The organism is Limnohabitans sp. WS1 (assembly GCF_003063265.1).
Classification (GTDB): domain Bacteria; phylum Pseudomonadota; class Gammaproteobacteria; order Burkholderiales; family Burkholderiaceae_C; genus Limnohabitans_A.
This window is the reverse complement of the sequence record NZ_NERU01000021.1, coordinates 44,601-67,785: the sequence shown is the minus strand read 5'-3', so window position 1 is coordinate 67,785 and position 23,185 is coordinate 44,601. Positions and strand designations below refer to the sequence as shown.

The 23,185-nt window shown below is 61.3% G+C and carries 29 protein-coding genes and 2 pseudogenes; 16 read left to right on the top strand and 15 right to left on the bottom strand.

The annotated features are described in order from the left end of the window. Positions 1–31 precede the first annotated feature (31 nt). A complete protein-coding gene (locus B9Z48_RS19005; RefSeq protein WP_108380296.1) occupies positions 32–577 on the top strand; it encodes a DUF1003 domain-containing protein in 546 nt (181 codons plus the stop codon). 88 nt (positions 578–665) lie between these two features. Next, complete coding sequence (locus B9Z48_RS19000; protein WP_108380295.1) at positions 666–965, top strand: DNA-binding transcriptional regulator; 300 nt, start codon at positions 666–668, stop codon at positions 963–965. 59 nt (positions 966–1,024) lie between these two features. On the opposite strand, the pseudogene B9Z48_RS18995 reads toward B9Z48_RS19000, so the two are convergent. Next, a pseudogene (locus B9Z48_RS18995) lies at positions 1,025–1,189 on the bottom strand (DUF3418 domain-containing protein); the annotation flags it as partial. A 131-nt stretch (positions 1,190–1,320) separates the two neighbouring features. On the opposite strand from B9Z48_RS18995, the gene B9Z48_RS18990 reads away from it, so the two are divergent. Both B9Z48_RS18990 and B9Z48_RS18985 read left to right on the top strand, forming a co-directional pair. Continuing rightward, entirely contained in the window at positions 1,321–2,943 is a 1,623-nt protein-coding gene (locus B9Z48_RS18990) for a Fic family protein (RefSeq protein ID WP_108380304.1), read from the top strand. A 6-nt stretch (positions 2,944–2,949) separates the two neighbouring features. Beyond that, positions 2,950–3,216, top strand: a complete 267-nt coding sequence (locus B9Z48_RS18985) for an addiction module antidote protein (RefSeq protein ID WP_108380293.1) — start codon at positions 2,950–2,952, stop codon at positions 3,214–3,216. Between the two features lie 124 nt (positions 3,217–3,340). On the opposite strand, the gene B9Z48_RS18980 is transcribed toward B9Z48_RS18985, so the two are convergent. Genes B9Z48_RS18980 through B9Z48_RS18960 form a run of 5 tightly spaced genes read right to left on the bottom strand, consistent with a single transcriptional unit; the run spans position 3,341 to position 8,794 of the window. Continuing rightward, on the bottom strand, positions 3,341–3,649 hold the full coding sequence (locus B9Z48_RS18980; protein ID WP_108380303.1) for a HigA family addiction module antitoxin: 309 nt from the start codon (positions 3,647–3,649) through the stop codon (positions 3,341–3,343). A 12-nt stretch (positions 3,650–3,661) separates the two neighbouring features. Continuing rightward, positions 3,662–3,943, bottom strand: coding sequence for a type II toxin-antitoxin system RelE/ParE family toxin (locus B9Z48_RS18975; RefSeq protein ID WP_089963116.1), 282 nt, complete (start codon positions 3,941–3,943; stop codon positions 3,662–3,664). A gap of 60 nt (positions 3,944–4,003) precedes the next feature. Beyond that, positions 4,004–7,999, bottom strand: coding sequence for an ATP-dependent RNA helicase HrpA (gene hrpA, locus B9Z48_RS18970; protein WP_108380292.1), 3,996 nt, complete (start codon positions 7,997–7,999; stop codon positions 4,004–4,006). Positions 8,000–8,037: 38 nt separating this feature from the next. Then, complete coding sequence (locus B9Z48_RS18965) at positions 8,038–8,547, bottom strand: GNAT family N-acetyltransferase (protein WP_108380291.1); 510 nt, start codon at positions 8,545–8,547, stop codon at positions 8,038–8,040. Beyond that, positions 8,522–8,794, bottom strand: coding sequence for a DUF1778 domain-containing protein (locus B9Z48_RS18960; protein WP_158273320.1), 273 nt, complete (start codon positions 8,792–8,794; stop codon positions 8,522–8,524). Before B9Z48_RS18960 ends, B9Z48_RS18965 begins: the two co-directional genes overlap by 26 nt. Before the next feature lie 160 nt (positions 8,795–8,954). Here B9Z48_RS18960 and B9Z48_RS18955 point away from each other — a divergent pair, with 160 nt between their 5' ends. The 3 genes from B9Z48_RS18955 to argA are packed head-to-tail and all read left to right on the top strand — an operon-like array spanning position 8,955 to position 11,008. Continuing rightward, entirely contained in the window at positions 8,955–9,221 is a 267-nt protein-coding gene (locus B9Z48_RS18955) for a hypothetical protein (protein WP_089963128.1), read from the top strand. Then, entirely contained in the window at positions 9,218–9,655 is a 438-nt protein-coding gene (locus B9Z48_RS18950) for a TA system VapC family ribonuclease toxin (RefSeq protein WP_089963131.1), read from the top strand. The genes B9Z48_RS18955 and B9Z48_RS18950 overlap by 4 nt, the downstream gene beginning before the upstream one ends. A gap of 6 nt (positions 9,656–9,661) precedes the next feature. Further along, the gene (gene argA, locus B9Z48_RS18945; RefSeq protein WP_089963133.1) at positions 9,662–11,008 is read left to right on the top strand and encodes an amino-acid N-acetyltransferase; all 1,347 of its coding nucleotides are present in this window, start codon (positions 9,662–9,664) and stop codon (positions 11,006–11,008) included. Between the two features lie 65 nt (positions 11,009–11,073). On the opposite strand, the gene B9Z48_RS18940 is transcribed toward argA, so the two are convergent. Further along, the gene (locus B9Z48_RS18940; protein WP_233261198.1) at positions 11,074–11,730 is read right to left on the bottom strand and encodes a DUF4113 domain-containing protein; all 657 of its coding nucleotides are present in this window, start codon (positions 11,728–11,730) and stop codon (positions 11,074–11,076) included. A 139-nt stretch (positions 11,731–11,869) separates the two neighbouring features. Then, a pseudogene (locus B9Z48_RS18935) lies at positions 11,870–12,043 on the bottom strand (addiction module antidote protein); the annotation flags it as partial. An 86-nt stretch (positions 12,044–12,129) separates the two neighbouring features. Between B9Z48_RS18935 and B9Z48_RS18930 the strand changes: the two are divergent. From B9Z48_RS18930 to B9Z48_RS18910, 6 genes are all read left to right on the top strand, one after another. Beyond that, the gene (locus B9Z48_RS18930; protein ID WP_108380289.1) at positions 12,130–13,374 is read left to right on the top strand and encodes an ATP-binding protein; all 1,245 of its coding nucleotides are present in this window, start codon (positions 12,130–12,132) and stop codon (positions 13,372–13,374) included. Positions 13,375–13,457: 83 nt separating this feature from the next. Next, positions 13,458–13,679 (top strand): hypothetical protein, encoded by a 222-nt coding sequence (locus B9Z48_RS18925; RefSeq protein WP_194944876.1) that lies wholly within the window; start codon positions 13,458–13,460, stop codon positions 13,677–13,679. Then, the gene (locus B9Z48_RS22045) at positions 13,649–13,777 is read left to right on the top strand and encodes a hypothetical protein (RefSeq protein ID WP_255350451.1); all 129 of its coding nucleotides are present in this window, start codon (positions 13,649–13,651) and stop codon (positions 13,775–13,777) included. The genes B9Z48_RS18925 and B9Z48_RS22045 overlap by 31 nt, the downstream gene beginning before the upstream one ends. Before the next feature lie 155 nt (positions 13,778–13,932). Continuing rightward, positions 13,933–14,460, top strand: coding sequence for a heme-binding protein (locus B9Z48_RS18920; RefSeq protein ID WP_158273319.1), 528 nt, complete (start codon positions 13,933–13,935; stop codon positions 14,458–14,460). Positions 14,461–14,547: 87 nt separating this feature from the next. Then, complete coding sequence (locus B9Z48_RS18915) at positions 14,548–14,904, top strand: HNH endonuclease (RefSeq protein ID WP_233261197.1); 357 nt, start codon at positions 14,548–14,550, stop codon at positions 14,902–14,904. A 40-nt stretch (positions 14,905–14,944) separates the two neighbouring features. Next, complete coding sequence (locus B9Z48_RS18910) at positions 14,945–15,352, top strand: dihydroneopterin aldolase (RefSeq protein ID WP_233261196.1); 408 nt, start codon at positions 14,945–14,947, stop codon at positions 15,350–15,352. Positions 15,353–15,358: 6 nt separating this feature from the next. On the opposite strand, the gene B9Z48_RS18905 is transcribed toward B9Z48_RS18910, so the two are convergent. From B9Z48_RS18905 to B9Z48_RS18880, 6 genes are all read right to left on the bottom strand, one after another. Beyond that, on the bottom strand, positions 15,359–15,934 hold the full coding sequence (locus B9Z48_RS18905; protein WP_108380299.1) for a pyridoxamine 5'-phosphate oxidase family protein: 576 nt from the start codon (positions 15,932–15,934) through the stop codon (positions 15,359–15,361). A gap of 68 nt (positions 15,935–16,002) precedes the next feature. Then, positions 16,003–16,878, bottom strand: coding sequence for an excinuclease Cho (cho, locus tag B9Z48_RS18900; protein ID WP_108380287.1), 876 nt, complete (start codon positions 16,876–16,878; stop codon positions 16,003–16,005). A 20-nt stretch (positions 16,879–16,898) separates the two neighbouring features. Next, positions 16,899–17,330 (bottom strand): LexA family transcriptional regulator, encoded by a 432-nt coding sequence (locus tag B9Z48_RS18895; protein ID WP_089963144.1) that lies wholly within the window; start codon positions 17,328–17,330, stop codon positions 16,899–16,901. Positions 17,331–17,539: 209 nt separating this feature from the next. Beyond that, a complete protein-coding gene (locus B9Z48_RS18890; RefSeq protein ID WP_108380286.1) occupies positions 17,540–17,830 on the bottom strand; it encodes an addiction module antidote protein in 291 nt (96 codons plus the stop codon). Between the two features lie 280 nt (positions 17,831–18,110). Continuing rightward, a complete protein-coding gene (locus B9Z48_RS18885; RefSeq protein WP_108380285.1) occupies positions 18,111–18,926 on the bottom strand; it encodes a 2-keto-4-pentenoate hydratase in 816 nt (271 codons plus the stop codon). A gap of 117 nt (positions 18,927–19,043) precedes the next feature. After that, positions 19,044–19,937: an MBL fold metallo-hydrolase gene (locus B9Z48_RS18880; RefSeq protein WP_108380284.1), complete on the bottom strand. Its 894-nt coding sequence runs from the start codon at positions 19,935–19,937 to the stop codon at positions 19,044–19,046. Between the two features lie 96 nt (positions 19,938–20,033). On the opposite strand from B9Z48_RS18880, the gene B9Z48_RS18875 reads away from it, so the two are divergent. From B9Z48_RS18875 to B9Z48_RS18865, 3 genes are read left to right on the top strand one after another with little or no spacing between them, the layout of a single operon-like run. Further along, on the top strand, positions 20,034–20,711 hold the full coding sequence (locus B9Z48_RS18875) for a transglutaminase family protein (protein WP_089963152.1): 678 nt from the start codon (positions 20,034–20,036) through the stop codon (positions 20,709–20,711). Beyond that, positions 20,708–21,106 carry a hypothetical protein gene (locus B9Z48_RS18870; protein WP_108380283.1) on the top strand — a complete coding sequence of 133 codons (399 nt, stop codon included), beginning with the start codon at positions 20,708–20,710 and terminating at the stop codon, positions 21,104–21,106. The genes B9Z48_RS18875 and B9Z48_RS18870 overlap by 4 nt, the downstream gene beginning before the upstream one ends. Further along, on the top strand, positions 21,093–21,971 hold the full coding sequence (locus B9Z48_RS18865) for a dienelactone hydrolase family protein (RefSeq protein ID WP_158273318.1): 879 nt from the start codon (positions 21,093–21,095) through the stop codon (positions 21,969–21,971). Before B9Z48_RS18870 ends, B9Z48_RS18865 begins: the two co-directional genes overlap by 14 nt. On the opposite strand, the gene B9Z48_RS18860 is transcribed toward B9Z48_RS18865, so the two are convergent. Beyond that, positions 21,937–23,172 carry a C45 family peptidase gene (locus tag B9Z48_RS18860; protein WP_158273317.1) on the bottom strand — a complete coding sequence of 412 codons (1,236 nt, stop codon included), beginning with the start codon at positions 23,170–23,172 and terminating at the stop codon, positions 21,937–21,939. The genes B9Z48_RS18865 and B9Z48_RS18860 overlap by 35 nt on opposite strands. Positions 23,173–23,185: the final 13 nt, after the last annotated feature.

Sequence of the window (23,185 nt, the reverse complement as noted above, 5' to 3'; positions counted from 1 at the left end):
TAACCTGAATGAAACAGCCCCGAAGGTCATCATGACAAACACCCGCAGCATCACCCCCCACAGCGCCGAGGAAACCCGCCAACTTGAACTGCTGCGCCAACACCGCAAGGCCCATCGACAAAAAAACGAGTTGACCACGGCGCTGGCCGTTGAGGCCATTGCCCTCCCAAGCCAAGCCACACGGGGCGAACGCCTGGCCGACATCGTGGCCAGCACCGTGGGTTCGTGGCGATTCATCGTCCTGCAAAGCACAGCCATCGTGTTTTGGATCACAAGCAACGCACTGACGGGCACACACGCGTGGGACCCTTTCCCCTTCATCCTGCTCAATTTGTTGCTCTCGTTTCAAGCAGCCTACACGGCACCGGCCATCATGATGAGCCAAAACCGACAATCCGAAATGGACCGTCGCCACGCCCAAAGTGATTACGCCATCAACGTCAAAGCCGAACTCGAAATCGAACTCCTGCACCAAAAAATTGACCTCTTGAAAGCACAGGAACTTCTGGAACTCACTCAAGCTGTGCGCGAACTCTCCTCCCAAGTGAAAGTTCTCAGTCAAAAATACGACCGTTGAGCCTCAAGCCATCTGGGCGATCGGATCGGTCGAATCAAGGTCTGCCAACGGGAGACCAACGACACGACTGAAAATTGAACCAGAAAAAATGGTCGACCAACCCCTTGGACGGATCAACGTGGCCCAAGTGGATGCCACCACAGAAACGCAAATTACCCTACAAACAGCACAAGACGAAGCGCTGGCCATGCGAGACGCAGCCAAGTTTGCACGCCGGGTGCGCCGCCGTTTGGGGTTCAGCCAAGCCGAATTTGCCACCCGGATTGACGTGTCACTCGAAACCATCCGCAATGGGGAACAAGGCAAACGCAGCCCCACAGGCGCGGCCAAGGCATTGCTCAAAGTCTTGGACAAAGCGCCCGAAGCTGCGCTGGCGGCATTGCATTGAACCAAAGACCTCGCACGCGACATCATCGATGCCCTCAGTGTGTCCAAGGCATTGACAACTCAATGATTCAACTGCCCCCAAGCCTTCTCCAGCCGCTTGATGCTCACCGGCTGCGGGGTGCGCAGCTCTTGCGCGAAGAAGCTCACGCGCAATTCTTCCAGTAGCCAGCGAAACTCCAGCATACGTGCGTCTTGGGCGCCTTTGCGTTCGGCCACCAAGCGCCAGTAGCGTTGTTCTTAAGGTTTGGGTTTGTTGCTCATGGCCAAGAACCTGAAGCTCAGACTAAAAAATATTGTTTTCACAAGAATTTTTGATTTATATATCAAAATACAAGACCTACTATCAAAACAACACCATGCCCCCCACTCTTTTAGGCTTTCAGCGTCTGGCGCAAATGCACGGCATCTCGCTGGTGCAGCCGCTGCGCACACGCAGCCAAGTGGGGTCATCGCGCCAGCGCACCGTGGTGGACGGGCACGAGCTGCAGACTTGGCCTGCACGCTACCAACCGGCCGACAGTTTTCGGGGACATTTTGAATTTGGGCTCAAACACGAGCGCCTGAACCTGGAGTTTTTATCGCGGCTCTTTGCCCGATTGCCTGCAGCCGAAGTGGCCGCGTGGATCGCCGAAGAGCCCACGGGAGGCTATGCACGGCGCGCTGCTTTTTTCTATGAATGGTTGACGGGCCAGCCGCTGGATGCCCCCGACACCGCCGCCAATGTGGGTTATGTGGATGCCATCGACAGCACCCAATACCTGGCCGCCCAACGCCCCGACCGGGTGCGGCGCTGGCGGGTCAACAACAACTTGCCGGGGGTGCGCGACTTCTGCCCCATGGTGTACCTGGGGCACGAGGATGCGCGTGACTGGCTTTACAACGTAGCCGAGGGTGTGCGGCAACTCGACGACGCCTATGGCCCCGAGCTGCTCTTGCGCAGCGCCGCATGGCTGACCTTCAAGGAGTCTCGCGCCAGCTTTGCCATCGAGCACGAGGGCGACCAACAAGACCGCGTGCGCCGCTTTGCCGCCGCCATAGGCGAGTTCAGCGGGCGCATGGCACAGCCCTTGTTGCACGAGGGGCTGCACACTTTGCAAAAAGCGGTGTTGGGCGAACGCGCCTTGCGGCTGGGCATCAGGCGCTCGCCTGTGTTTGTGGGGCAAAGCACGTTTTTGGCGCAGGTGGTGCATTACATCGCCCCGTCCGAGGCGCTGGTGAACCCGATGCTTAGCGCACTGGCGCAGCTGGAAGAGCGCACACGCGGTGCAGATCCGGTGGTGCGTGCGGCGGCTGTGGCGTTTGCCTTTGTTTACCTGCACCCTCTGGTGGATGGCAATGGCCGCATCCACCGCTTTTTGATCAACCATTTACTGGCCGCAGACCATGCCGTGCCCGCCAACATCGTGGTGCCGGTCTCGGCCACCATTGCAGCCACTGCCAGAGGGCGAGCCAACTACGACCAGGTGCTGGGGGTGTTTTCAAGGCCGTTCATGCAGGCGCACGCGGGCGACTACCGCTTTGGCACGCAACGCACCTGCCCCGATGGCGTGGTGACGAATTTTGAATTTTCGGCCACCCACGAAGCCCAGCACGCTTGGCGCTTCATCGATTTGACCGAACACGCACATTACTTGAGCGGCGTGTTGCGCCAAACAGTCGAAAACGAAATGGCCCAAGAAGCCCAAGCCCTGGGCCGCAACGACGCCGCACGCGCCGCCATCAAGCAAGTGCTGGAACTGCCCAACGACGAAGCCGACTTGATCATCCGATCGCTCAGTCAAAGCGCTTGGACCGTGAGCAACAAACTGCGCAAAGCACTGCCCGAAATTTTTGACGAAGCAGGCCAGCATCACGCATTGCATGCGCAAATCGTGGCGGGGGTGCGTGAGGCGCTGGAAGGTGGGCGGGGTGGCGACAAATCCACACAATCGGACGACACTGCCCGCGCCATTGCATTGAGCCAAACCCGCACGGAGTGATAGAACATGGCGCTAAAAATAAAAGCGCCCGACCTGCCCGACTTCGACATGGCCGAATACTTCAAGACAGACGAGGACGTGGCCAATTACCTGACCCTGGTGCTGGTAAAAAACGACCCCACCGAGTTGACCCAAGTGGCCCAAGCCTCAGGCCTTACCCGCGAGGCGCTTAACAAAGCCCTGCGACCCACAGCACACCCGCGCTTTGACACGATTGCCCTTGTGTGCACCGCACTTGGGTTGAAGCTCGTGGGGCAGCCAATGCAGGCTTGAGTTGCGACTTAGCGAACACCAATGCCCCTTGCGCAAAGTCATCGGCGGTTCGCCCCTGTTGTATTGCCGGACACAGCACGATTCAGATTGACGAATAAGTCGGTCTCAGGTTTCAAGGACTCACTCATGCCACCGACAACAGGCGCACATCTTTCAAACTGTCTTTCATTTGAATCTGCGCCACTTTCAGGTCATAAGCAGATTGAAGGTTGAGCCAATATTGCGGCGTTTGCCCCAGCGCACGGCCAAGGCGAAGAGCCAACTCGGCCGTGACCGGGCGATCGCCTTTGAGTAAATGTGACACACGCATGGCGGATACCCCAATCGCTTCGGCGAATGCAGCCTGCGTCATGGCCAGATCTTCCAGCGTCTCACGCAAAAACTCACCGGGGTGAATAGCTGGCAGGCCATCCACAGGATTTTTGGCAGTCATTTTCATCACTCCTCAGTGGTAGTCCACAATTTCAACGTCATGCGCATGCCCATGTTCAAACCGAAAACACAAACGCCAACGGTCATTGACACGGATGCTCCATTTGCCAGCCAAATCCCCGGCCAACGCCTCCAAGCGGTTGGAAGGCGGCATGCGCAAGTCATCCACTTCAACTGCTGCGTGAAGCTGAGCAAGGCGCATCACCGCCCGCTTGAGGATCTCCGGTGGCAGACGGCGCGATTTGCCAGTCGCAAACAGGCGCTCGGTTTCGTCGCTGGCAAAGCTTTCGATCATGTGCCGATCATAAACAATTTGTTTATTTAGAGCAATGCATGAGGAAACTCATAAGCCCCCTCAATGACTCAACTGCCCCCAAGCCTTCTCCAGCCGCTTGATGCTGACCGGCTGCGGGGTGCGCAGCTCTTGCGCGAAGAAGCTCACGCGCAGTTCTTCCAGTAGCCAGCGGAACTCCAGCATGCGGGCGTCTTGCGCGCCTTTGCGTTCGGCCACCAATCGCCAGTAGCGTTGCTCTTGGGGCTTGAGCTCGGTCAGGCGCTGGGCGTCGCGGGCGGGGTCGGCGCGGTATTTGTCCAAGCGCTGGGTGATGGCCTTGAGGTAGCGGGCATAGTGCTGCAGCTGGGGCCACGGGGTGGCGGCCATGAAGTTTTTGGGCATCAGGCGTTGCAGTTGCGCTGTGCAGTCGGCCGTCGCGTCGGGGGCGTTTTTGGTGTCCTTGATCTTGCGGGTGGCCGCGCCAAACTCCAGCAAGATGGTGCCCGCCAGTCGGGCCACTTCGTTGGCAATCAGCGTCAGGCGTCCCCTGCCCTCTTCGATGCGGCGCTTGAAGGTGATTTCGTCATTGGGCAGCGGGTCGAGCAAGAAGGCGCGGTCCAGGGCCACATCAATGATCTGGGTTTTCAGCTCATCGGCGGTGCCCAGCGGCATGTAGGCCACGGCCATTTTTTGCAGGTCGGGGATGTTTTTCTCAAGGTACTTGAGCGCGTCTTTGATTTGCAGCGCAAACAGGCGGCGCAAGCCAGCGCGGTTTTTGCTGGCGGCCACGTCGGGTTCGTCAAAGACTTCGATGGTCACGGCGTCTTGCACGTCCACCAGCGCGGGGAAACCGATCAGGGTCTGACCACCTTTGCTGATTTCCATCAGTTCGGGCAGTTCGCCGAAGGTCCAAGTGGTGTAGCGCTGGGGGGCCAATGGCTTGGGCGCGGCTGGCTTTTCCCCTCGCGCTGACGTGTTGCGTCCACCCGCCTCGCGCTGAGGCAAATGGGGGTCTGACCCCGATTGTTTTGCACCCCCACTTTGGGTCGCTTCAGACATTGCGGCAGGCGCTGCAGCGACTTTGAGCTGCGCCAGCGCCTGAAACGCACCTCGCGCTTTGGCCCCCAGCTCGCCTTTGAGCGCACCCAGGTTGCGGCCCATGCCCAGTTGGCGGCCGTGTTCGTCCACCACCAGCAGGTTCATGAACAGGTGCGGGCTGAGCATCTCGTGTTTGAAGTCGGTGCGCTTGATGTCCAAGCTGGTTTCGTCGCGGGCTTTTTTGAGCAGCACGTCGGTGAGCGAGCCACTACCAAACAGCTCAGGCACCGACAGCTCGGCGGCCAAGCGCGTGGCCGATTCGGGAAGCGGCACAAAGCGGCTGCGCGGGCGCTGCGGCAGGCTTTTGAGCAGGGCTTGAATTTTGTCTTTGAGCAAGCCGGGCACCAACCATTCGCAGCGGTCTTCACTCACTTGGTTGAGCACAAACAGCGGCACCGTCACCGTGACGCCATCGCGGGCGTCGCCCGGTTGGTGCAGATACACCGCCGTGCAATCGGTGCCGCCCAAACGAATCTGTTTAGGGAAGGCCTGGGTGGTGATGCCGGCGGCTTCGTGGCGCATCAGCTCTTCACGGCTCAGCAACAACAAGCGCGGCTGCTTGGCGCTCTCATGCCGATACCAGTCTTCGAGCAGGCGGCCGCTGCACACATCGGCGGGCAGTTGCTGGTCATAAAAAGCGTAGATCAGTTCGTCGTCCACCAGCACGTCTTGGCGGCGCGACTTGTGTTCCAGCTCTTCAACCTTGGCGATCATCTTGTGGTTGGCGGCCAAAAACGGCAGCTTGGTTTCCCACTGGTCGCCCACCAAGGCTTCGCGGATGAAAATCTCGCGTGCCCCATGCAGGTCCACCCGGCTGTAGGGCGTGCGGCGGCCGCTGTAGACCACCAAGCCATACAGCGTGGCCCGCTCCAGCGCCACCACTTCGGCCGATTTCTTTTCCCAATGCGGGTCGAGCAATTGCTTCTTGAGCAAATGCGCGCCGACCTGCTCAAGCCACTGCGGCTCAATCGCGGCAATGCCCCGGCCAAACAGGCGCGTGGTCTCGACCAGCTCGGCCACCACGATCCAGCGGCCCGGTTTTTTGCTCAGGTGCGCGCCGGGGTGTTTGTGAAACTTGATGCCGCGTGCGCCCAGATAGGCCTCTTCGTCTTCGAGTTTGTAGCCCACGTTGCCCAGCAGGCCTGCCAGCATGGACAGGTGCAATTGCTCATAAGTCGCGGGCTGCGTGTTGATGCGCCACTTGTGCTCAGCCACCACCGTGAGCAGCTGGGTGTGCGTGTCGCGCCACTCGCGCACACGGCGAATGTTGATGAAGTTCTGGCGCAGCAGCTGCTCGTATTGGCGGTTGCTCAGCTTGTGCTGCGGCGCTTCTTGCGCGGGCCTGCCTTTAATTGGGGTCAGATCCCGATTGTTTTGCCCCGGCTGGCCAGCTGGATTTAATTGGGATCTGACCCCGATTGCTTTAGTGGGGCCGCCCCGGGCGTCGTGAATCCATTTCCACAGCTTGAGGTAACCGGTGAACTCGCTTTTGTCGTCATCAAACTTGGCGTGTTGTTGGTCGGCCTGGGCCTGCAAGTCCATGGGGCGGTCGCGCACGTCTTGGACGCTCATGGCGCTGGCGATCACCAGCACTTCCTCCAAGGCGTTGCGGCCACGCGCCTCCAAAATCATGCGGCCCACACGCGGATCGAGCGGCAGGCGGGCCAACTCCTGGCCAATGGGGGTGAGTTCGTTGTCGTCGTCCACCGCGCCCAGCTCGGCCAGCAATTGGTAGCCGTCGGTGATCGCCCGTTTGGATGGTGCTTCGATGAACGGAAAGTCTTCCACCACACCCAGGTGCAGCGACTTCATGCGCAAGATCACACCCGCCAAGGACGAACGCAAAATTTCCGGGTCGGTGAAGCGCGGGCGGCCTGCAAAGTCTTTGTCGTCGTACAGGCGGATGCAAATGCCGTTGGCCACGCGACCGCAGCGGCCGGCTCGCTGGTTGGCTGCAGCCTGGCTGATGGGCTCGACCATCAGCTGCTCGACCTTGCTGCGCAGACTGTAGCGCTTGACCCGCGCCGTGCCCGCGTCGATCACATAGCGGATGCCGGGCACCGTGAGCGAGGTTTCGGCCACGTTGGTGGCCAGCACGATGCGGCGGCCGTTCGATGCTTCAAAAATCTGGTCTTGCTCGGCCTGTGACAGGCGGGCAAACAGCGGCAGCACTTCGGCATTGCGTGTGAGCGGCTGGTGCGCCAAGTGTTTGCGCAGGTGGTCGGCGGCTTCGCGGATTTCGCGCTCGCCCGGCAAAAAGATCAGGATGTCGCCCCCTGCCCCGCCCTGCCAGAGTTCGTCCACCGCATCGGCCATGGCCTCGTTCAGGCCGTAGTCACGCGACTCTTCAAACGGGCGGTAGCGCTGCTCCACCGGGAAGGTGCGCCCCGACACCATGATGACCGGGGCCGGGCCATGGCGAGACGCAAAGTGTTTGGCAAAACGGTCGGCGTCGATGGTGGCCGAGGTGACCACGATTTTGAGGTCCGGCCTGCGCGGCAGGATCTGGCGCAGGTAGCCCAGCAAGAAGTCGATGTTCAGGCTGCGTTCGTGCGCCTCGTCGATGATGATGGTGTCGTAGGCCTGCAGCAGCGGGTCGGTCTGCGTTTCGGCCAACAAGATGCCGTCGGTCATGAGCTTGACCGAGGCGTTTTTGGAGAGTCGATCCTGAAACCGCACCTTGAAGCCCACCACCTCGCCCAGCGGCGTCTTCAACTCCTCGGCAATGCGCTTGGCCACCGAGCTGGCCGCAATCCGCCGGGGCTGGGTGTGGCCGATCATCCGCGCCCGCTCGCCCGGCTTGGCGTTGAGCTTGCCGCGCCCCAGCATCAGCGCAATCTTGGGCAGCTGCGTGGTCTTGCCCGAGCCGGTTTCACCACAGACGATGATGACCTGGTGCTGGTCCATGGCGGCCATGATTTCGTCACGGCGGGCCGAGACGGGCAGGCCTTCGGGAAAGTCGATTTGGAGTTCAGACATGGGTCAAGTAAAAAGGTAATGGCGCGAACAAGCAGTGCTTACAAAGTACGACCCAAAGGCAGATACAGCGTCATGGGTTTGTCGGCACAGGGCGTGAAGCCGTAATGCAGGTAAAAATTTTGGGCTGCTGTGTCTTTGGCGTCCACCAGCATGGCAAAGGCCGCCACATGCTGACTCGCTTGCAGGCAACGCTGTACCGCCAGACCCATCAGCACCTGGCCCAAGCCCTGCCCACGAAAGCGCTGATCCACAGCCAAGCGCCCGAGCCTGAAACAGGGCACGGGGTATGCGGGCAAGGTTTTGCGGGTGTCGGCAGGCAGCGCGGCGTGGGCCACATGGGCAGCGCTCAGGCTGTAATAGCCGAGGATGGTTTGCGGGGCATCGCTGTCCACCAGCACGCGCACTGTGCTGATGCCTTTTTTCTGGTGCTGCGCGGCCAGGCGGTGCAGGTAGTCGTTCAGCGGCGGCACGCCGCAGTCAAAAGATGAACGGTCGTGGCGCTGGGCTTCGAGCAGTTGCTCTTCAAGCACGCTTGACCTTTGCCGCATCGGCAAGCGCGTCCTTCAAGGCGGCATTGGGCGCAAAATCGCCATTCAGTGCGGCCGCAAAGGCCTGAAAGTCCCGGTCACTCAAGGTGATGCGCGACTCGCGCTCCAGCAACTCCAGCGCCTTGTCTTTGGCCGCCGCCCGCATGAAGGCCGACATGGTGGTGCCCATGAGCGCCGCCGCACGCGAGACCACGTCTTTTTCAGCGGCGTCCATTTTCAGGTCCAGTCGGGCAGCAGAGGCGGTCATGGTGCGGTCCTTTGAAGCGGGGTGTGAGGGGCTCATGGGTCAATTGGTACGGAATTTTACCGTATGGATTTGTTACCCCAGGGGCATATTTTGTTGTGAAAAAAGTTCACGTAAACACGTGCTACACTGATTTACGTGTTTTTCTAGAAAGAGATTTTTCATGAGCAACATCACCCTATCCATTGACGATAACCTGATAAAGCAAGCTCGCATCAAAGCCATCCAAGAAGGCACATCGCTGAGCGCAAAGATGCGCGAACTGCTGTCCTGGTATGTCCGGCAAGACACACCCGCTGCCCCCATCGTGATTCCCAAACTGCCTGTCTCCAAAGCTCGGGGCGGCCTGCAACCGGGCATTGACCCGGGCAGCAATCGCTCTATGTATGACGCAATGGACGCGGACATGGTCCTGACTCGGCTGTCATGACGCCTGATGTCAACGTGCTGGTGGCCGCTTACCGGCCCGACCACCCGCACCACTTGCCGGCCCGCGCCTGGCTGGACGATGCCGTTGTGCAAGCAGCCAACGGACGCACCAGCCTGATGCTGCTGGGCATGGTGGTGACAGGTTTGATACGGATCACCACCCACCCCAAAATTTTTCAACAAACAGATCCTTTACAAGACGTGACCGACTTTGTGGACAGCCTGCTCAGCTGCCCGAGCGTGCAATTTCAGTCACAGGGCACGACCTGGCCCAACCTCAGGCAAGTCTGTCTGGAGCAACAAGTCAGCGGCAACTTGGTCACCGATGCTTGGATCGCCTCAACGGTGATGCAATCCGGTGAGACACTCTGCACATTCGACCGCGATTTTTTGCGTCTGCTGCCCTCCAGCCAACTTCTTTTGCTCAAGCCCTGATTGCCCATGTCCACAGTCTTCAACTTCACCTTCGTGCCCTGGTTCCGGTCCGTGGCGCCTTACATCCACATGCACCGGGGCAAGACCTTTGTGGTGGGCATTGCGGGCGAGGCGATTGCGGCGGGCAAGCTGCACAACCTGGCGCAAGACTTGGCGCTGATCCAGAGCATGGGCGTCAAGATCGTGCTCGTGCACGGCTTTCGCCCGCAGGTGAATGAACAGCTGGCGGCCAAGGGCCACACGCCCAAATATTCGCACGGCATCCGCCTCACCGACAGCGTGGCGCTCGATTGCGCCCAAGAGGCGGCGGGCCAGCTGCGTTACGAGATCGAAGCGGCGTTCAGCCAGGGCCTGCCCAACACGCCCATGGCGGGCTCCACAGTGCGGGTGATTTCGGGCAACTTCATCACGGCTCGGCCGGTGGGCATTGTGGACGGCGTGGACTTCATGCACTCGGGTCTGGTGCGCAAGGTGGACGTGCAGGGCATCACCAACACACTGGACATGGGCGCGATGGTCCTGCTCTCGCCCTTTGGTTTCTCGCCCACAGGCGAGGCTTTTAACCTGACCATGGAAGAAGTCGCCACCAGCGTGGCCACCGAGTTGCAGGCCGACAAGCTGATCTTTTTGACCGAGGTGCCGGGCATTCGCATCGAGCCGCACGCGCCGGCCAGCGACGACAACCCGATTGACACCGAACTGCCACTCGCCGCCGCCAAGCAGTTGCTGGCCTCGCTGCCCAACCCGACCGAACCGACCGACATTGGCTTTTACCTGCAACACTGCGTCAAGGCCTGCGAAGAGGGGGTGGAGCGCAGCCACATCCTGCCCTTTGCGGTGGACGGCGCTCTGCTGCTGGAAATTTATGTGCACGACGGCATCGGCACCATGGTCATCGACGAAAAACTCGAAGAGCTGCGCGAAGCCACCTCAGACGACGTGGGCGGCATCTTGCAGCTGATTGAGCCGTTTGAAAAAGATGGCACGCTGGTCAAGCGCGACCGCACCGAGATCGAACGCGACATTGACCACTACACCATCATCGACCACGACGGCGTGATCTTTGCCTGCGCGGCGCTCTACCCCTACCCCGAAGCCAAAACCGCCGAGATGGCGGCGCTGACGGTGTCGCCCCAGTCGCAAGGCCAGGGCGATGGTGAAAAAGTGCTCAAACGCATCGAGCAACGCGCCCGCGCCATGGGCCTCAAAAGCATCTTTGTGCTGACCACGCGCACCATGCACTGGTTCATCAAACGCGGCTTTGCCCAGGTGGACCCCGACTGGCTGCCCGAAGCGCGCAAACGCAAATACAACTGGGACCGCAAGAGCCAGGTGTTGGTGAAAAAGCTCTGAGCTAAGCAGGCCTCCGTCACGGCCCAAGGGGGTCACTGTGGCATGGCCTCCCTCATGACCAGGCTTCATGACCAAGCATTGGGCAGGCCCAGCCAATCCGTGGTGTAAGCCGACGTCTTGCGCTCCTGCTTCATCCCCCAAACCGGCAGTACACCAATGCCACCCGCACTGGCCAGCTTCAGCGTCCCACGCCCATAGCGCTGGTTCAGCTGGTCCATGGCCAGCATCAGGCGCACGCGGTTTTCGGGCATGGTCTCGTCAAAGTCCAGTGGCAGTTGTTCGCGGGTGGCCGGTTGCAGGTCCATCAGCATCACGCCTGCTTTCGCGTATTTGTAGCCGGGTTTGTACAGGCGTTTGGCGATGGCGTTGGCCGGCTGGGTGATGTGGGCGCTGTCGCTGGTGGGGCTGGGCAGGGGGATGCTGGCACTGCGGCTGTATTGCGGGTCTTGTTGCCGGAAGGGGCTGGTGCGGATGAAGGCCATGATTTGGCCCGTGTGGCTGCCTTGTTTGCGCAGTTTTTCTGCGGCGCGGCAGGCAAATTCGGTGATGGCTTCTTGCAGTTCGATCAGCTCGGTCACCGGGTGGCCAAAGCTGCGGGTGCAGGCGATTTGTTGTTTGGCCGGGGGTTCGTCTTCGAACTCGATGCAGGGGGTGCCGTTGAGTTCGCGCACGGTTTTTTCCAGCACCACCGACCAGCCCGCTTTGGCTGCGGCCGGGCTCATGCGTTGCAGGTCGAGCGCGGTGCAGTAGTCCGAACCTTGACGAATGTTTGAAGCCGAATGCTCAGGCCCACATGCATGACCGCGCTTGTGGCCATGTTGACCAAAATATGGGCCTGCAATCGGGTACTTGGTTAGCGGTTTAAACCACCAACCGTTGTTCCACCAGCTTCACGCCCAAGGTCTTGCTAACTCGGGCCACGGTGTCAAAACGAGGGCTGGCGTCCGGGCGAAGCGCCTTGTACAAGGCTTCGCGGCCAATACCAGAGTCTTTTGCGATCTGCGGCATACCACGCGCTTGGGCAATTTCGCCCAAATTGACGGCATGAATTTCCCAAATTTACGAAATGATATTCCCAAATATTTGTACAAATAATCCCAAAATTACGAAAGCATCAGGCCATGGCTGACCTTGAAATTTTCCCGCGACTCATCGCGCCGCACCTCCTTGAAGCCATGCGCGACACGCCAGTGGTTCTTTTGGCTGGTCCACGACAGGCAGGCAAGACGACACTGGTCAAGGAGATCGCTGGCAACAGCGGCGAATTTCGTTATCTGCCCCTGGATGACGCGCTCACCCTTTTGTCGGCCCAAGAAGACCCGGTGGGCATGATACGCAGCTTGGACCGTGCGGTGATCGACGAGATTCAACGCGCCCCAGGTTTGTTGCTGGCGATCAAAAAAAGCGTGGACGAAGACCGTCGTCCAGGGCGTTTTCTACTCACAGGCTCAGCCAACTTGATGGCCCTGCCCACGGTGGCCGATTCTTTGGCGGGGCGCATGGAGACTTTGTCACTCCTGCCTTTGTCACAAAGCGAAATCGCAGGGCAGTCTGCCAACTGGTTAGACCGTGTGTTTGTTGACCACCTGCCTCAAGCGGGCTCATCTGCCCGAGACGATAACCTGATTGGCCGTGTGCTGCGGGGCGGCTACCCAGAGGCGTTGACGCGATCCACCGACAGGCGTCGCACAACTTGGGCGCGTCAATACCTCGCGGCCATCGTGGAGCGCGATGTTCGCGACATCGCCAACATTGACAAGTTGGATCAACTGCCGCGGTTTTTGCGCGCCCTGGCTCAGATGGCCGGGCAAATGTGCAACTACTCTCAACTCGGCGGCCAAGTGGGCATCGACAACAAAACCGCCGCCAAATATCTCGGCATCTTTGAGCAAATGTATTTGCTCAAACGCGTGGATGTATGGGCGCGCAATCGCCTCAAGCGCATGGTCAAAATGCCCAAACTTCAATTCATCGATGCAGGTCTGCTGGCCACCCTTTTGGACTTGACCGCTGAAGAAACCCAAAAAGACAAAACACGCTTTGGCCATGTGCTGGAAACCTTTGTCTATGCAGAATTGCTCAAGCACGCCAGCACCGCCGAGGGCGACTACCAACTGCTGTACTACCGGGATGCCGACCAGGTGGAAGTCGATGTGGTGATTGAAAACGCCGCAGGCCAGGTGGTCGGGGTTGAAATCAAGTCATCGGCCACCGTCAAAGAAAGCGACCTGCGTGGCCTGCGAAAACTCGCCGGACTGGCGGGGGCTGATTTCAAAATGGGCGTGCTGCTTTATGACGGCGACGAAACCCTGCCGCTGGGCGACAACATCTGGGCGGCCCCGTTGTCGACACTTTGGGGCAAGTGATATTTCGCACACACCCGACACGAATCCGCCGAATCACCTCAATCCCAACTTGGCCAAATGCGCAGCGCCCGCGCAAGCACGCCGTGGACAGCGCCGCCATCGACCGCTCCATCCTCAACTACGCCATCTTGAACGGCGCACTGGCGTTGCTGCCCCAGTCCTGGGCGTCGATGGCCATCATTGCGCTGCCAATCAAAATGGTCTACCGCGTGGGCCTGGCCCATGGCGTGTCGCTCGACCAAGGCCACATCAAGGAGTTCATTGCCGCTGCGACTTGCTGCGCCAAACCTACCAAGGCCTGTTGAGCAGCGGCAAAACCCTGCAACAGCAGCACTTGGGCGACATCCAGGCCCGGGCGTCCACCCTGGATGCGGGCGAGGTGATGCGCATGGTCAGGGGCTGATCAAGCGTCCGCAGGCGTGCGCCAGCGGACCGAGGTGCAGGCCTGAATTTGCTGTAATGGCGTCACACGCCACATGAAAGACCCTGATGCGCTGGCTTTTTTCCCTCTTGCCCTCCCTCTTGTTGCCCGTCTTGTTCCTTTTTTCTGGAGCCGCCATGGCCGTTGAAGAACCGCGTTACACCGTGCTCGTCTCTGACCCGCCTTTTGAGGTGCGCCGCTACGCCGCCTTCACGGTGGCGCAAACGCAAATCCAGGGGGACTTCGATGCGGCCAGCCGCAGCGGCTTTCGGCGCATTGCTTCTTACATCTTTGGCGACAACCTGCAAGCCGGGCTGGGTGCGCAGCGCAAAATTTCCATGACCGCGCCCGTGACCGTGGTGCCAGACGACCAGGGTTGGCGCGTGCATTTTGTGATGCCGTCGGCCGAGAGCGTGCAGACCCTGCCCCAGCCGCTCAACCCGCAAATCCAGCTGCGCCCCGTGCCCGAGCACGAAACGGTGGCGCTGCGCTTCAGCGGCTTCACCACACAAGCGAGCATTCAGGAGCAGACCGAGCGCCTGCGGGTTTGGGCGCAGGCTCGCCAACTCAAGCTCAGCCCCACCGCCCAAATCGCCCGATACGACGACCCTTTCACCCTGCCTTGGAATCGGCGCAACGAGATCTTGATTGACCTGATGCCCTGAAAGCAAGCGGGATCAATCGCCCTGTGCGGCCTGTGCCGTTGTCGGTCTGTTGTAGCCTTGGGCGATGGTCCAAACAGTCTTGCTGCCGTGACGGGGCGCATCCGCAAAAAACTCATTCAAGCCCAGCTTGAAGCCCTGCCCGCACCGCGCAGCGACGCCGTGCTGTGTCCGCTGTGCGATCGCCCCATTCCACCCAGCCAACAAGACGCACACCATCTGGTGCCCAAGTCGCACGGCGGCGCGCACACGGTGGTGCTGCACCGCATTTGCCACCGCCAAATCCATGCGCTGTTCACCGAGACCGAATTGGCCCGCACCTACGCCACGGTCGAGGCCCTGAAGCAGCCCGAAGAGATGGCCCGCTTCATCCGTTGGGTGCAAACCAAACCCGACGCATTTTTTGAAAAAAGCCGCAAGAGCCAACGGCTCAAAAGCAAGCGCTGAGCCCCAGAATTCCAACCCACGAACTTGCCCCTGAACACCCATGACCATGCCAACCTCGACCGCCAGCCGGATCGAACTGAAAGATTTTCACCTGGCCACCCGCATCGGCACCTATGCGCCCAGCGACACCGTGCCCGAGTACCACGCGCTGGACTTGACCCTCTGGGTCGACTCTGATCTGGTGCTGATTGCCCAAGACGGCATGGCGCATGTGTTCGACTACGACCCACTGGTGGTCGAGATCGAACGGCTGGCGGCCGACGGGCTGTACGAGACCCAAGAGCGGCTGATAACGCGCATCGTGCAGGCCTGTGCGGCTTACCCGGTTATTGAGGCGCTCGACATCGCCTTGCGCAAATTTCCGGTGCGTGCGGGCAGCGGCTCTTTGGGCGTGCGTTTGGTGGTGGACGGGGCGCGACTGCAGCGCATGCGAGACGGCCTGAGCTGAAAGCATTCAGGGCGTGAGCCACTCCCAGGTGTTGGCGCTCAGCTGCGCCCGGCGATGCCCGTCGCGCGACAACTCCAGCCAGTCCATCTGCAGCACCTGCGCACGCAGCAAGGCAAAGCTGTGCGTTGGCGCGGAGGCGTTGGCCTTGGGTGCATCGGCCATGCCACTGGCTGGTGGCAACAGCGCACCCGGCGGCCGTGGCGACAAATAATCACCCGCAGCCGCCGACTGTTTGACCCCTTGCCAAAGCGCCTCGACCTCTGGGCCAGAGGTGATGACCGAGCAAGTCACCCGCACCCGCAATTGCCAGCTCAAACGCGCACTCCAAAACACCAGCACCGCTGGCGCTTTCGCTTGCAGTTGAGCCACTTTGGGACTGCGGCTGTCGGTGTAAAAAGTCAGCAGCCCAGCCCCAGCGTCCACCTGTCGCAGCACCACGGTGCGTGCATCGGGCAAGCCGTCTGCGTCGGCAGAGGCCAGCACCGGCGTGCGCCATTCGTGGTGCCGGTCCAGACTGGCCCGGCCCAGCTCTTTCCAAATTTGCGGGCGAATTTCTTCGGGCGTTTGCAAGTGGATTTTCATGATGATGGGGTCGGGTTGCGTTGAGTAGGGTGGGGCTTCAACCGAATGGGCTGACGTGTCGTGCGGGCTCACAACAACACAATCTCCACACTCCCCGTGAGCACCGGGCGGCACAAAATCTTGTAGCCATCGGCGTCAAAGTTAGCGGCTACTTGGCTGGCCGTTTGGCCCAGTTGGCGGGCCGCTTCGGGGGTGGGGGCGCTGCCCAAATAGCACCAGTGCTTGACGACGTGGATTTGCGTGAGTTCGGCATCGCGTTCCACCAAACCCACCGCGCCCGGGTAAGGCCAGCATTCCACGCGCAGCGCCAGCAAGCTGCTGAACAGGCGTTCGCGGTGGGCCTCTGGGGTTTCGTCGCCCCGGCACACACCGGCGCATTGGCGAATGGCAGCCCTGAAGCAGGCTTTGCCGGGCGGCAGTTTTTCCAGGCCCAGCGGGCCGTAGCACAGCTTGTTTTGGTCGGCGATGGCGCGCAGCGCATCCAGCGCCGCATGGCGGCTGGCGTAAAGGCCATACAGCTCGGGCTGGCGGGCAAAGTCGATGTCACGGGCGTAGACCACTTGCGGCACCTCGCCCGTCAGTTGCAAGCTGCACAGCTGTTGGTTGCGACGCAGTTTTTGGTTGAACAGGGGGTGCTGGGCCTTGATCATTTGCGCCTCCAGCAGCAACGCGCCGATCTCGCCGGCCGTGCGGATGTGGCTGATGCGTTGGGTTTGGCGCAGCATGCGGGCCTCGTCGGGCGTGCGCAGGTGCGACAGCAGTCGCGAGCGGATGTTGATGCTTTTGCCGATGTACAGCGGCAAGTCGCCCTCTTGGCCATGGAAGGTGTAGACGCCCGCCCCAGTGGGTGCGTCTTCGATGGCTTCGCGCAGGTGCTGCGGGTATTCGTAGACCCGGCTTTCTTCAAAGTCGTCGCGGCGGTGGCGGGGGGAAATGGTGGCCATGTCAAACAGAGGAAATCATGTCAAGTGGGGTGTTGGTGAATGGTAGCGATCACCACGCCCCAGATGTCCACGCTTTGGCCTTCTTTGGGCACGATGTCGGGGTAATCGGGGTGGGATGCTTGCAAACGCAAACCCGTACCGAGCAAGCGCAGGGTTTTGCAGGTGAAATCACCGTCAATCACGGCCAGCACGATGTGCCCATCGGCAGGCTCAATGGCGCGGTCCACCAGCACCACCGAGCCATCCAAAATGCCCGCATCGCGCATGCTCTCGCCGCGCACGCGGATGTAGAAGGTGGCCTGAGGGTGTCTGACCAACTGCTGCATCAGGTCGATGCACTCGACCTGATGGTCTTCGGCGGGCGAAGGAAATCCCGCCGCAATGCTGGCGGGCAAGGCCTGAACCCACCAGTGTCCGGGGGGTAAGGCTTGGGGGGTGTCGGGGGCGTGCATGGTCAGGGTCTGGCAATGGCGTGATTCACTCAAATACTGTTTATATTTACAGTATACTGACCTCGTCATGCTTCTTGCCGTTGTCTGACATTTTTGTTGATTCACGCCCCGGGCTTTGCAGCCCGGGGCGTTTTTTTATGCCCTGTGATGTCGGGCACGCAAGGCCCTGCGGGGGCTCTGCGGCTGTGGGGCCAGCCGACAGGATGGATTTACCCCGCTACCGGCTGCGCCACCAACTTCACGCCCAGGGCCTTGCACACGCGGGCGACGGTATCAAACCGAGGGCTGGCGTCCGGACACAGCGCTTTGTACAAAGCCTCGCGGCCGATGCCTGCGTCTTTCGCGATCTGTGTCATGCCACGGGCACGGGCAATATCACCCAAAGTGGCGGCCAACAATGCAGGATCACCATCTTCCATCACCAAAGTCAGGTACTCAACAATGCTTTCATCGTCTTGCAGCATCTCGGTGATGTCGAAGGGTCGGGTATCGGGTTTCATGGTTCATTCCTTGAACAAACGGGCCAACTGAATAGACGCGGCAATGTCAACCGCTTGAGTGGACTTGTCGCCACCGCCAAGCATCAAAGTCTTGTGTGGTCTTTACTTGGTACATGGTTGAAAAGCATTCGATCGAATACAAAAATCACCCCCTCGCAGGGGGACTCCAAAGCAATAGGTTTGGCGCAGGCCCCATGTCGGGGCTGAAGCCGCCGACCTACGGCATATCAAAGGCATTGCACTGCAGGTCGGCACTTGCTGAGTCGAACCATGCCAGCCATCAGCGCATGCGGGCGCTCAGGCTGCCCAGCGGCGCAGAAAACTCGGCGCGCCAGTTTTCGCCCACTTGCAGCGGCCAGGCGTCGGTCCAGGTGCCGGTGGTGATCACATCGCCCGCTTGCAGATCGACCGCGCCGGGGCATTGGCGCAGTTCTTTCAAGAAGTGGTGCAAGGCGTTGAGCGGGCTGTCGAGCACGTTGGTGCCGCTGCCCTGCTCCACCGCCTGGCCATTTTTGAACAGCGTGACGCGGGCCTGCGCCAGCAGGGTGTGCAAAGCCTGTGCATCGGCGGCCAAGTGCTCAACAGGCAGGCGCTGACCCACCAGCAGGCGGGCGTGCAAGCCGCTGTCGGCCATGGTGTCGGTGGCGGTGAACTTCCAGTCCAGGCAGTGCGACTGCACGACTTCAAAACCGGGGGCCAGCCAGTCGATGGCTTCAAACAATTGCTGCAGGCTGGCGTTGGCTGGGGGCGTGGCCTTCATGCAGAAGACAATTTCAGGCTCCAGCCGGGGCTGGCAGGTGGGGGTCAGGTCGATGCTGCCTTCGGCCGTCCCTGTTGCCGTGGGCTCGGCAAAGCCCAGACCTGTGTCCCAGACCGTGCCCCACATGGGGCCAAACACCTCGTAGCGCTGCCACAGGGTGCGGTTGGTGAAGCCAATTTTGTAGCCCTTGGCCACTTCGCCGCGCTGCTGGCGCAACTGGCGCACAGCCAAGGCTTGTTGGTAGGCCGCTGCCGTGTCAGGGCCGCCCACCACGCCGGGGGCCTGGCCCCACAAACGGGCTTGGTCGTGGTGCTGCAAGAGTTGTTCGGGGGTCATGGGGTGTCTCCTGATGAAAAGTGAAATAGACCGATGCTGACGGGTCAAGCGCGTGCTGCATCAGCGCTGCAAAAAGCCTCGCAGACCCAGGCCACATCGCCGTGACTGCGGGTGGACTCACAGGGCCACATAACGACCGTCGCCTTGACGGGCAATTTGCCCCTGCGCCAGCAGTTCATCCAGATGCATGCCAATGGTGTTGCGCTCGGCACAGGGCACAAAGGGCACGTCGTAGCCTTGGGGATACAGCAGGCGGCGGTCCACCAGCTCGTCCAGGCTGTGCGGAGTCTGCAAATAGCCCAGCAGCTGCTCGCTGCGCTCGTCGATCTTGCTGGCAAAGCGGGCCAGGTCGGCTGCAAATTGCGCCCGGTCGGTCACCACCGCTTTGTGGTGCGAGGTGGCCCAGATGCGGGCGTCCAGCTCGGCGACTTTTTTAAGGGTCTGCCGAAAGTCGCTCAGGCTGGAGGTGGCGTCGCCGTAATAAGGGCCAAAACCGCTCAGGTCGATGTCGCCAATGAAGGCCAGGCCTTCGCTTTCGACCACCAAGGCGCAGTGGCCTGCGGTGTGGCCTGGCAAGTGGTGCGCCCGCACGCGCACGCCGCCGCCCAGGTCCCAGACCGCGCCGTCGCTGTAAGCCGTGGCGTCGGGCCGGGGCTGGTAATGGAAGTCCTTTTGCACGATGGCGTGCATGGCGTCCAGCACCTCGGCGGGGTAACCGTAGTGTTGGCACAAGCCATCCCACGACTGGGCGGCGGCCAGGTCGGCCTCGTGCACCTGCACACGGGCATGCGGCAGGCGGTGCAGCCCGGCCATGTGGTCTTCGTGCACATGGCCCAGGATGACCAGGTCCACCGTGTCCAGCTCGGGGCCGATGCGGTTGGCCACCTCGGGCGTGTCAAAGGCCACGCGCATGTCGGCCCCCTGCACAATGAGCTGGTTGCCGTCGGGGTACTTGCCCGACTTTTCACCCAGGTGCACACGGACCGCACCAAAATTCAACACCGAGGTCATGGTTGCCTTTCCTGAACTGCGCCCCATCCAGGGCGCGACAGGCCACTATAGCCAGCGTGACACCCCAATGCTGCCGCGCGCGCTACAGTGAACCGCATGACCGACCTGCCCTCCCCCGCCACCCTGGCCGCCACGGCCTTGATCGACAGCGACCACCCCGATGTGATCGCCTTGGCGCGCCAGCACGCGCAAGGCGCTACCGACCGCGAACGCGCGGTGGCGCTGTACCTGGCGGTGCGCGACCGCTTTCGCTACGACCCGTACCGCATCGACCTGTCGCCCCAAGGCATGCGGGCCAGCTCGGTCATCGCCCAAAGCTCGGGCTGGTGTGTGCCCAAAGCGGCGCTGATGGCCGCAGCCTGCCGGGCAGCGGGCCTGCACGCCCGCCTGGGTTATGCCGATGTGCGCAACCACATGAGCACCGAGCGCTTGCGCCAGACCATGCAGACCGATGTGTTCATCTGGCACGGCTATGCCGACATCTGGCTGGACGGCCAATGGGTCAAGGCCACACCGGCCTTCAACATCGAGCTGTGCGACAAATTCGGCCTGCTGCCGCTGGAGTTTGATGGGCGAAACGACTCGATTTACCACCCGTTCGACAAATCAGGCAACCGGCACATGGAGTACGTGAACCAACGCGGCACCTTTGACGACATGCCGCTGGCGCAGATCGTGGTCGACTTCCAAACCGTTTACCGAGGCTGGATGGCCGAAAAAGCCCCCTTGAAGGAAGCCAGCTTCGAGCAGGATGTGGCCAGAGAAACGCGATGACCCAACGCGCACTGGTTTTGCTGGACTCGATTGCGCTGGTCAACGCCACGCATGCGGGAACGGTGATCGTGTCCGGCTCGCACGGGGGCTTGTCGGCCTCGCATTTCGTCACAGCACAAACCCACAAACCTTTTGCGGTGGCTTTCAACGATGCAGGTGGTGGCAAAGACGATGCGGGCCGCGTGGCGCTGCGCGAGTTACAGGCCGTGGGTGTGCTGGCCATTTTGTATGCGCACACTTCGGCCCGCATTGGCGAGGCACAAGACGGGCTGGACAACGGCGTGGTCAACGGCCTGAACGCTCTGGCGCTGGCGCAGGGCCTGCAGCTGGGCATGCGGGTGTCTGACGCCGTGCGGCACCTGACTGAAAGCGCAAACGGCCGTGCCCGCTCTTGAGTACCTGCGCCGCTGGCGTCTTTGGCTGTGCTTGAGTTTGGGACTCGGGGTTTCGGCCTACGGCCAGCCTGTGCCGGAACTTCTGCCGGGTGCCGACGGTTTGGCTCTGAAAGTTTGGGTGTTTCACCCTCCTCAAAAAACACATGACACACAGCGCCCAGTGGTGATCGCACTGCATGGGTGCGGCGGCATTTACGCCACGATCGGTTCGCGCAAAGGCCAGCTCAGTGCTCGCCATCAAGGCATGACCGATTTGCTGCTGGCGCAAGGCTACAGCGTGGTTTGGCCCGACAGCCTCACACCCCGACAAGAAATCAGTTTGTGCGAACAGCGCATGGCATCACGCCAGGTGCGGCAGAGCCATCGGCGCAATGACGTGCACACCACCTTGGCTTGGCTTGCCCAACAAACCTGGACAAATCACCAACGGGTTGCCTTGCTGGGTTGGTCCCATGGTGGGAGTGCCGTGCTGGCCAGTTCAGACAGCACACAAAAACTCCCTCCGTCCAGCGTGACGCCAGACATCGCTTTGGCCTTTTATCCGGGCTGCGCCGATGCACTGCGGCGTGCCTATCAGCCGACTTGGCCCGTGCACATGCTGCTTGGAGCCTTGGACGATTGGACCCCTGCCGAGCCCTGTGTGGCTTTGGCCGAGAAAGCAAGCATGAGCTTCAAGCTGTACCCGGACAGCCACCACGGCTTTGACAACCCGGTGGGACAAGTCCAACACTTGCCCCGTGTGCCCAATGGCCAACACCCGAGCATGGGTGTTCACGCTGGGCGCAACCCCGTGACCGGCCCGCAGGCCTGGCAGGATGTACTGGAGTTGCTCAAGAAACAGTGGCCGGATCCAGTCGCTCACTGAGCTGACGAGACGCAGCGGCCAAAGGCACAGCCTCGAAAGCCACGCGACTGGGCACGTCGCAGGCCACCCACATGGCGGGCGGCTGGGTGTGCATGACGATGCCGGCCACGCTTTCGACGCGGCTTTCGGGTGGCACGCTCGGGTCAGGGCTGCGGCAGATGGACAAAAAGCCGTCGGATTCGTCGCGCAAAAAGTGCTCCAACTCGGCTTGCCCAATGGGCGTTTGCAGCGCGTGTTGCCCGGCGGTGCTCAAGCGGTTGTGGCTCGACAAACCCGGGCCCATGGGGGCTTGTTCGGCCAACAAAGATTCACACACGAAATGGTTGGTGTGCACCACCACGCCGTCGGTGGGCGTGACCTCGGCCCAGCCTGCGGGCGAGACTTCAAAGCAGGCGGCCTGGCCCTGGGCGTCGGCGCAGGGCACGTTAGAGGCCGCGCCAAAGCCCAAGCCCAGATCAGTCTGCAAAGCCTGCAAACGCTCGCGGGCGTGCGCCACAGAGCGGCAGTCCAGCAAATGCCGCAGCAACACATGCACCGGAACGCCCACGCGAGTGCCGTCGCGGTTGGAGCGCAAGATGTTCAGGCCCAGCGCAAAGCCCGATTGGTTGATGCCGATCTTGGCCAGCATGCCCGCCTCGGTCAGGGTGGTGATGCTCTGGCCGCTGGGACCTTGGGTGTGCAGCACGACCAGGGCTTCGCGTTGGCGGCCCATCCAGTCCCAGTTTTGCGCGAGCCAGGCTTGGCCTGTGCGGCTGGCGGCGGCGGTGACGCCCATGGCCGTGCATTCGCCGTCGCGCAAGGCACTGTCCCAAGCGGCTTGCTCCAGCCAGTCGGGCAGGCCTGCGGCGCGGTTGGCGGCCAGGGCCGCTGATGCAGCGTCTTTCAGGTGCGGCGCATCGGCCAAAAACGTGGGCGGCAAAATTTCGGTGCGGCAGTTCAGCGCCATCAGGCTGCCCAAGCTTTGGCCACTGCCTTGGGCCATGCCGCGCAACTCTTCCATCAGATCGGCGTCGACCTGTTCAATCACCGGCTCAAAGCGCATGGCGCGCTCGCAGGCGCTGGCCCAGTCGATGCCACAGGCGGCAAACAAACGGGCGTAGGTGACCACGCTGTGCTGGATGCGGTCTTGGGCCTCGCGGCCATAAATCTGGCCGCGTTCATGGGCCGAAGCGGCGCCCAGGGTGTCGATGCAAGGGAACATGGGAAGGTCTCCA

Coding starts and splice junctions, on each gene's coding strand:
- B9Z48_RS19005 (WP_108380296.1), top strand. CDS start 32: ATGACAAACACCCGCAGCATCACCCCCCACAGCGCCGAGGAAACCCGC.
- B9Z48_RS19000 (WP_108380295.1), top strand. CDS start 666: ATGGTCGACCAACCCCTTGGACGGATCAACGTGGCCCAAGTGGATGCC.
- B9Z48_RS18990 (WP_108380304.1), top strand. CDS start 1,321: ATGCCCCCCACTCTTTTAGGCTTTCAGCGTCTGGCGCAAATGCACGGC.
- B9Z48_RS18985 (WP_108380293.1), top strand. CDS start 2,950: ATGGCGCTAAAAATAAAAGCGCCCGACCTGCCCGACTTCGACATGGCC.
- B9Z48_RS18980 (WP_108380303.1), bottom strand. CDS start 3,649: ATGACTGCCAAAAATCCTGTGGATGGCCTGCCAGCTATTCACCCCGGT.
- B9Z48_RS18975 (WP_089963116.1), bottom strand. CDS start 3,943: ATGATCGAAAGCTTTGCCAGCGACGAAACCGAGCGCCTGTTTGCGACT.
- hrpA (WP_108380292.1), bottom strand. CDS start 7,999: ATGTCTGAACTCCAAATCGACTTTCCCGAAGGCCTGCCCGTCTCGGCC.
- B9Z48_RS18965 (WP_108380291.1), bottom strand. CDS start 8,547: ATGCGGCAAAGGTCAAGCGTGCTTGAAGAGCAACTGCTCGAAGCCCAG.
- B9Z48_RS18960 (WP_158273320.1), bottom strand. CDS start 8,794: ATGACCGCCTCTGCTGCCCGACTGGACCTGAAAATGGACGCCGCTGAA.
- B9Z48_RS18955 (WP_089963128.1), top strand. CDS start 8,955: ATGAGCAACATCACCCTATCCATTGACGATAACCTGATAAAGCAAGCT.
- B9Z48_RS18950 (WP_089963131.1), top strand. CDS start 9,218: ATGACGCCTGATGTCAACGTGCTGGTGGCCGCTTACCGGCCCGACCAC.
- argA (WP_089963133.1), top strand. CDS start 9,662: ATGTCCACAGTCTTCAACTTCACCTTCGTGCCCTGGTTCCGGTCCGTG.
- B9Z48_RS18940 (WP_233261198.1), bottom strand. CDS start 11,730: ATGAGCCCGGCCGCAGCCAAAGCGGGCTGGTCGGTGGTGCTGGAAAAA.
- B9Z48_RS18930 (WP_108380289.1), top strand. CDS start 12,130: ATGGCTGACCTTGAAATTTTCCCGCGACTCATCGCGCCGCACCTCCTT.
- B9Z48_RS18920 (WP_158273319.1), top strand. CDS start 13,933: ATGGCCGTTGAAGAACCGCGTTACACCGTGCTCGTCTCTGACCCGCCT.
- B9Z48_RS18910 (WP_233261196.1), top strand. CDS start 14,945: ATGACCATGCCAACCTCGACCGCCAGCCGGATCGAACTGAAAGATTTT.
- B9Z48_RS18905 (WP_108380299.1), bottom strand. CDS start 15,934: ATGAAAATCCACTTGCAAACGCCCGAAGAAATTCGCCCGCAAATTTGG.
- cho (WP_108380287.1), bottom strand. CDS start 16,878: ATGGCCACCATTTCCCCCCGCCACCGCCGCGACGACTTTGAAGAAAGC.
- B9Z48_RS18895 (WP_089963144.1), bottom strand. CDS start 17,330: ATGCACGCCCCCGACACCCCCCAAGCCTTACCCCCCGGACACTGGTGG.
- B9Z48_RS18890 (WP_108380286.1), bottom strand. CDS start 17,830: ATGAAACCCGATACCCGACCCTTCGACATCACCGAGATGCTGCAAGAC.
- B9Z48_RS18885 (WP_108380285.1), bottom strand. CDS start 18,926: ATGACCCCCGAACAACTCTTGCAGCACCACGACCAAGCCCGTTTGTGG.
- B9Z48_RS18880 (WP_108380284.1), bottom strand. CDS start 19,937: ATGACCTCGGTGTTGAATTTTGGTGCGGTCCGTGTGCACCTGGGTGAA.
- B9Z48_RS18875 (WP_089963152.1), top strand. CDS start 20,034: ATGACCGACCTGCCCTCCCCCGCCACCCTGGCCGCCACGGCCTTGATC.
- B9Z48_RS18870 (WP_108380283.1), top strand. CDS start 20,708: ATGACCCAACGCGCACTGGTTTTGCTGGACTCGATTGCGCTGGTCAAC.
- B9Z48_RS18860 (WP_158273317.1), bottom strand. CDS start 23,172: ATGTTCCCTTGCATCGACACCCTGGGCGCCGCTTCGGCCCATGAACGC.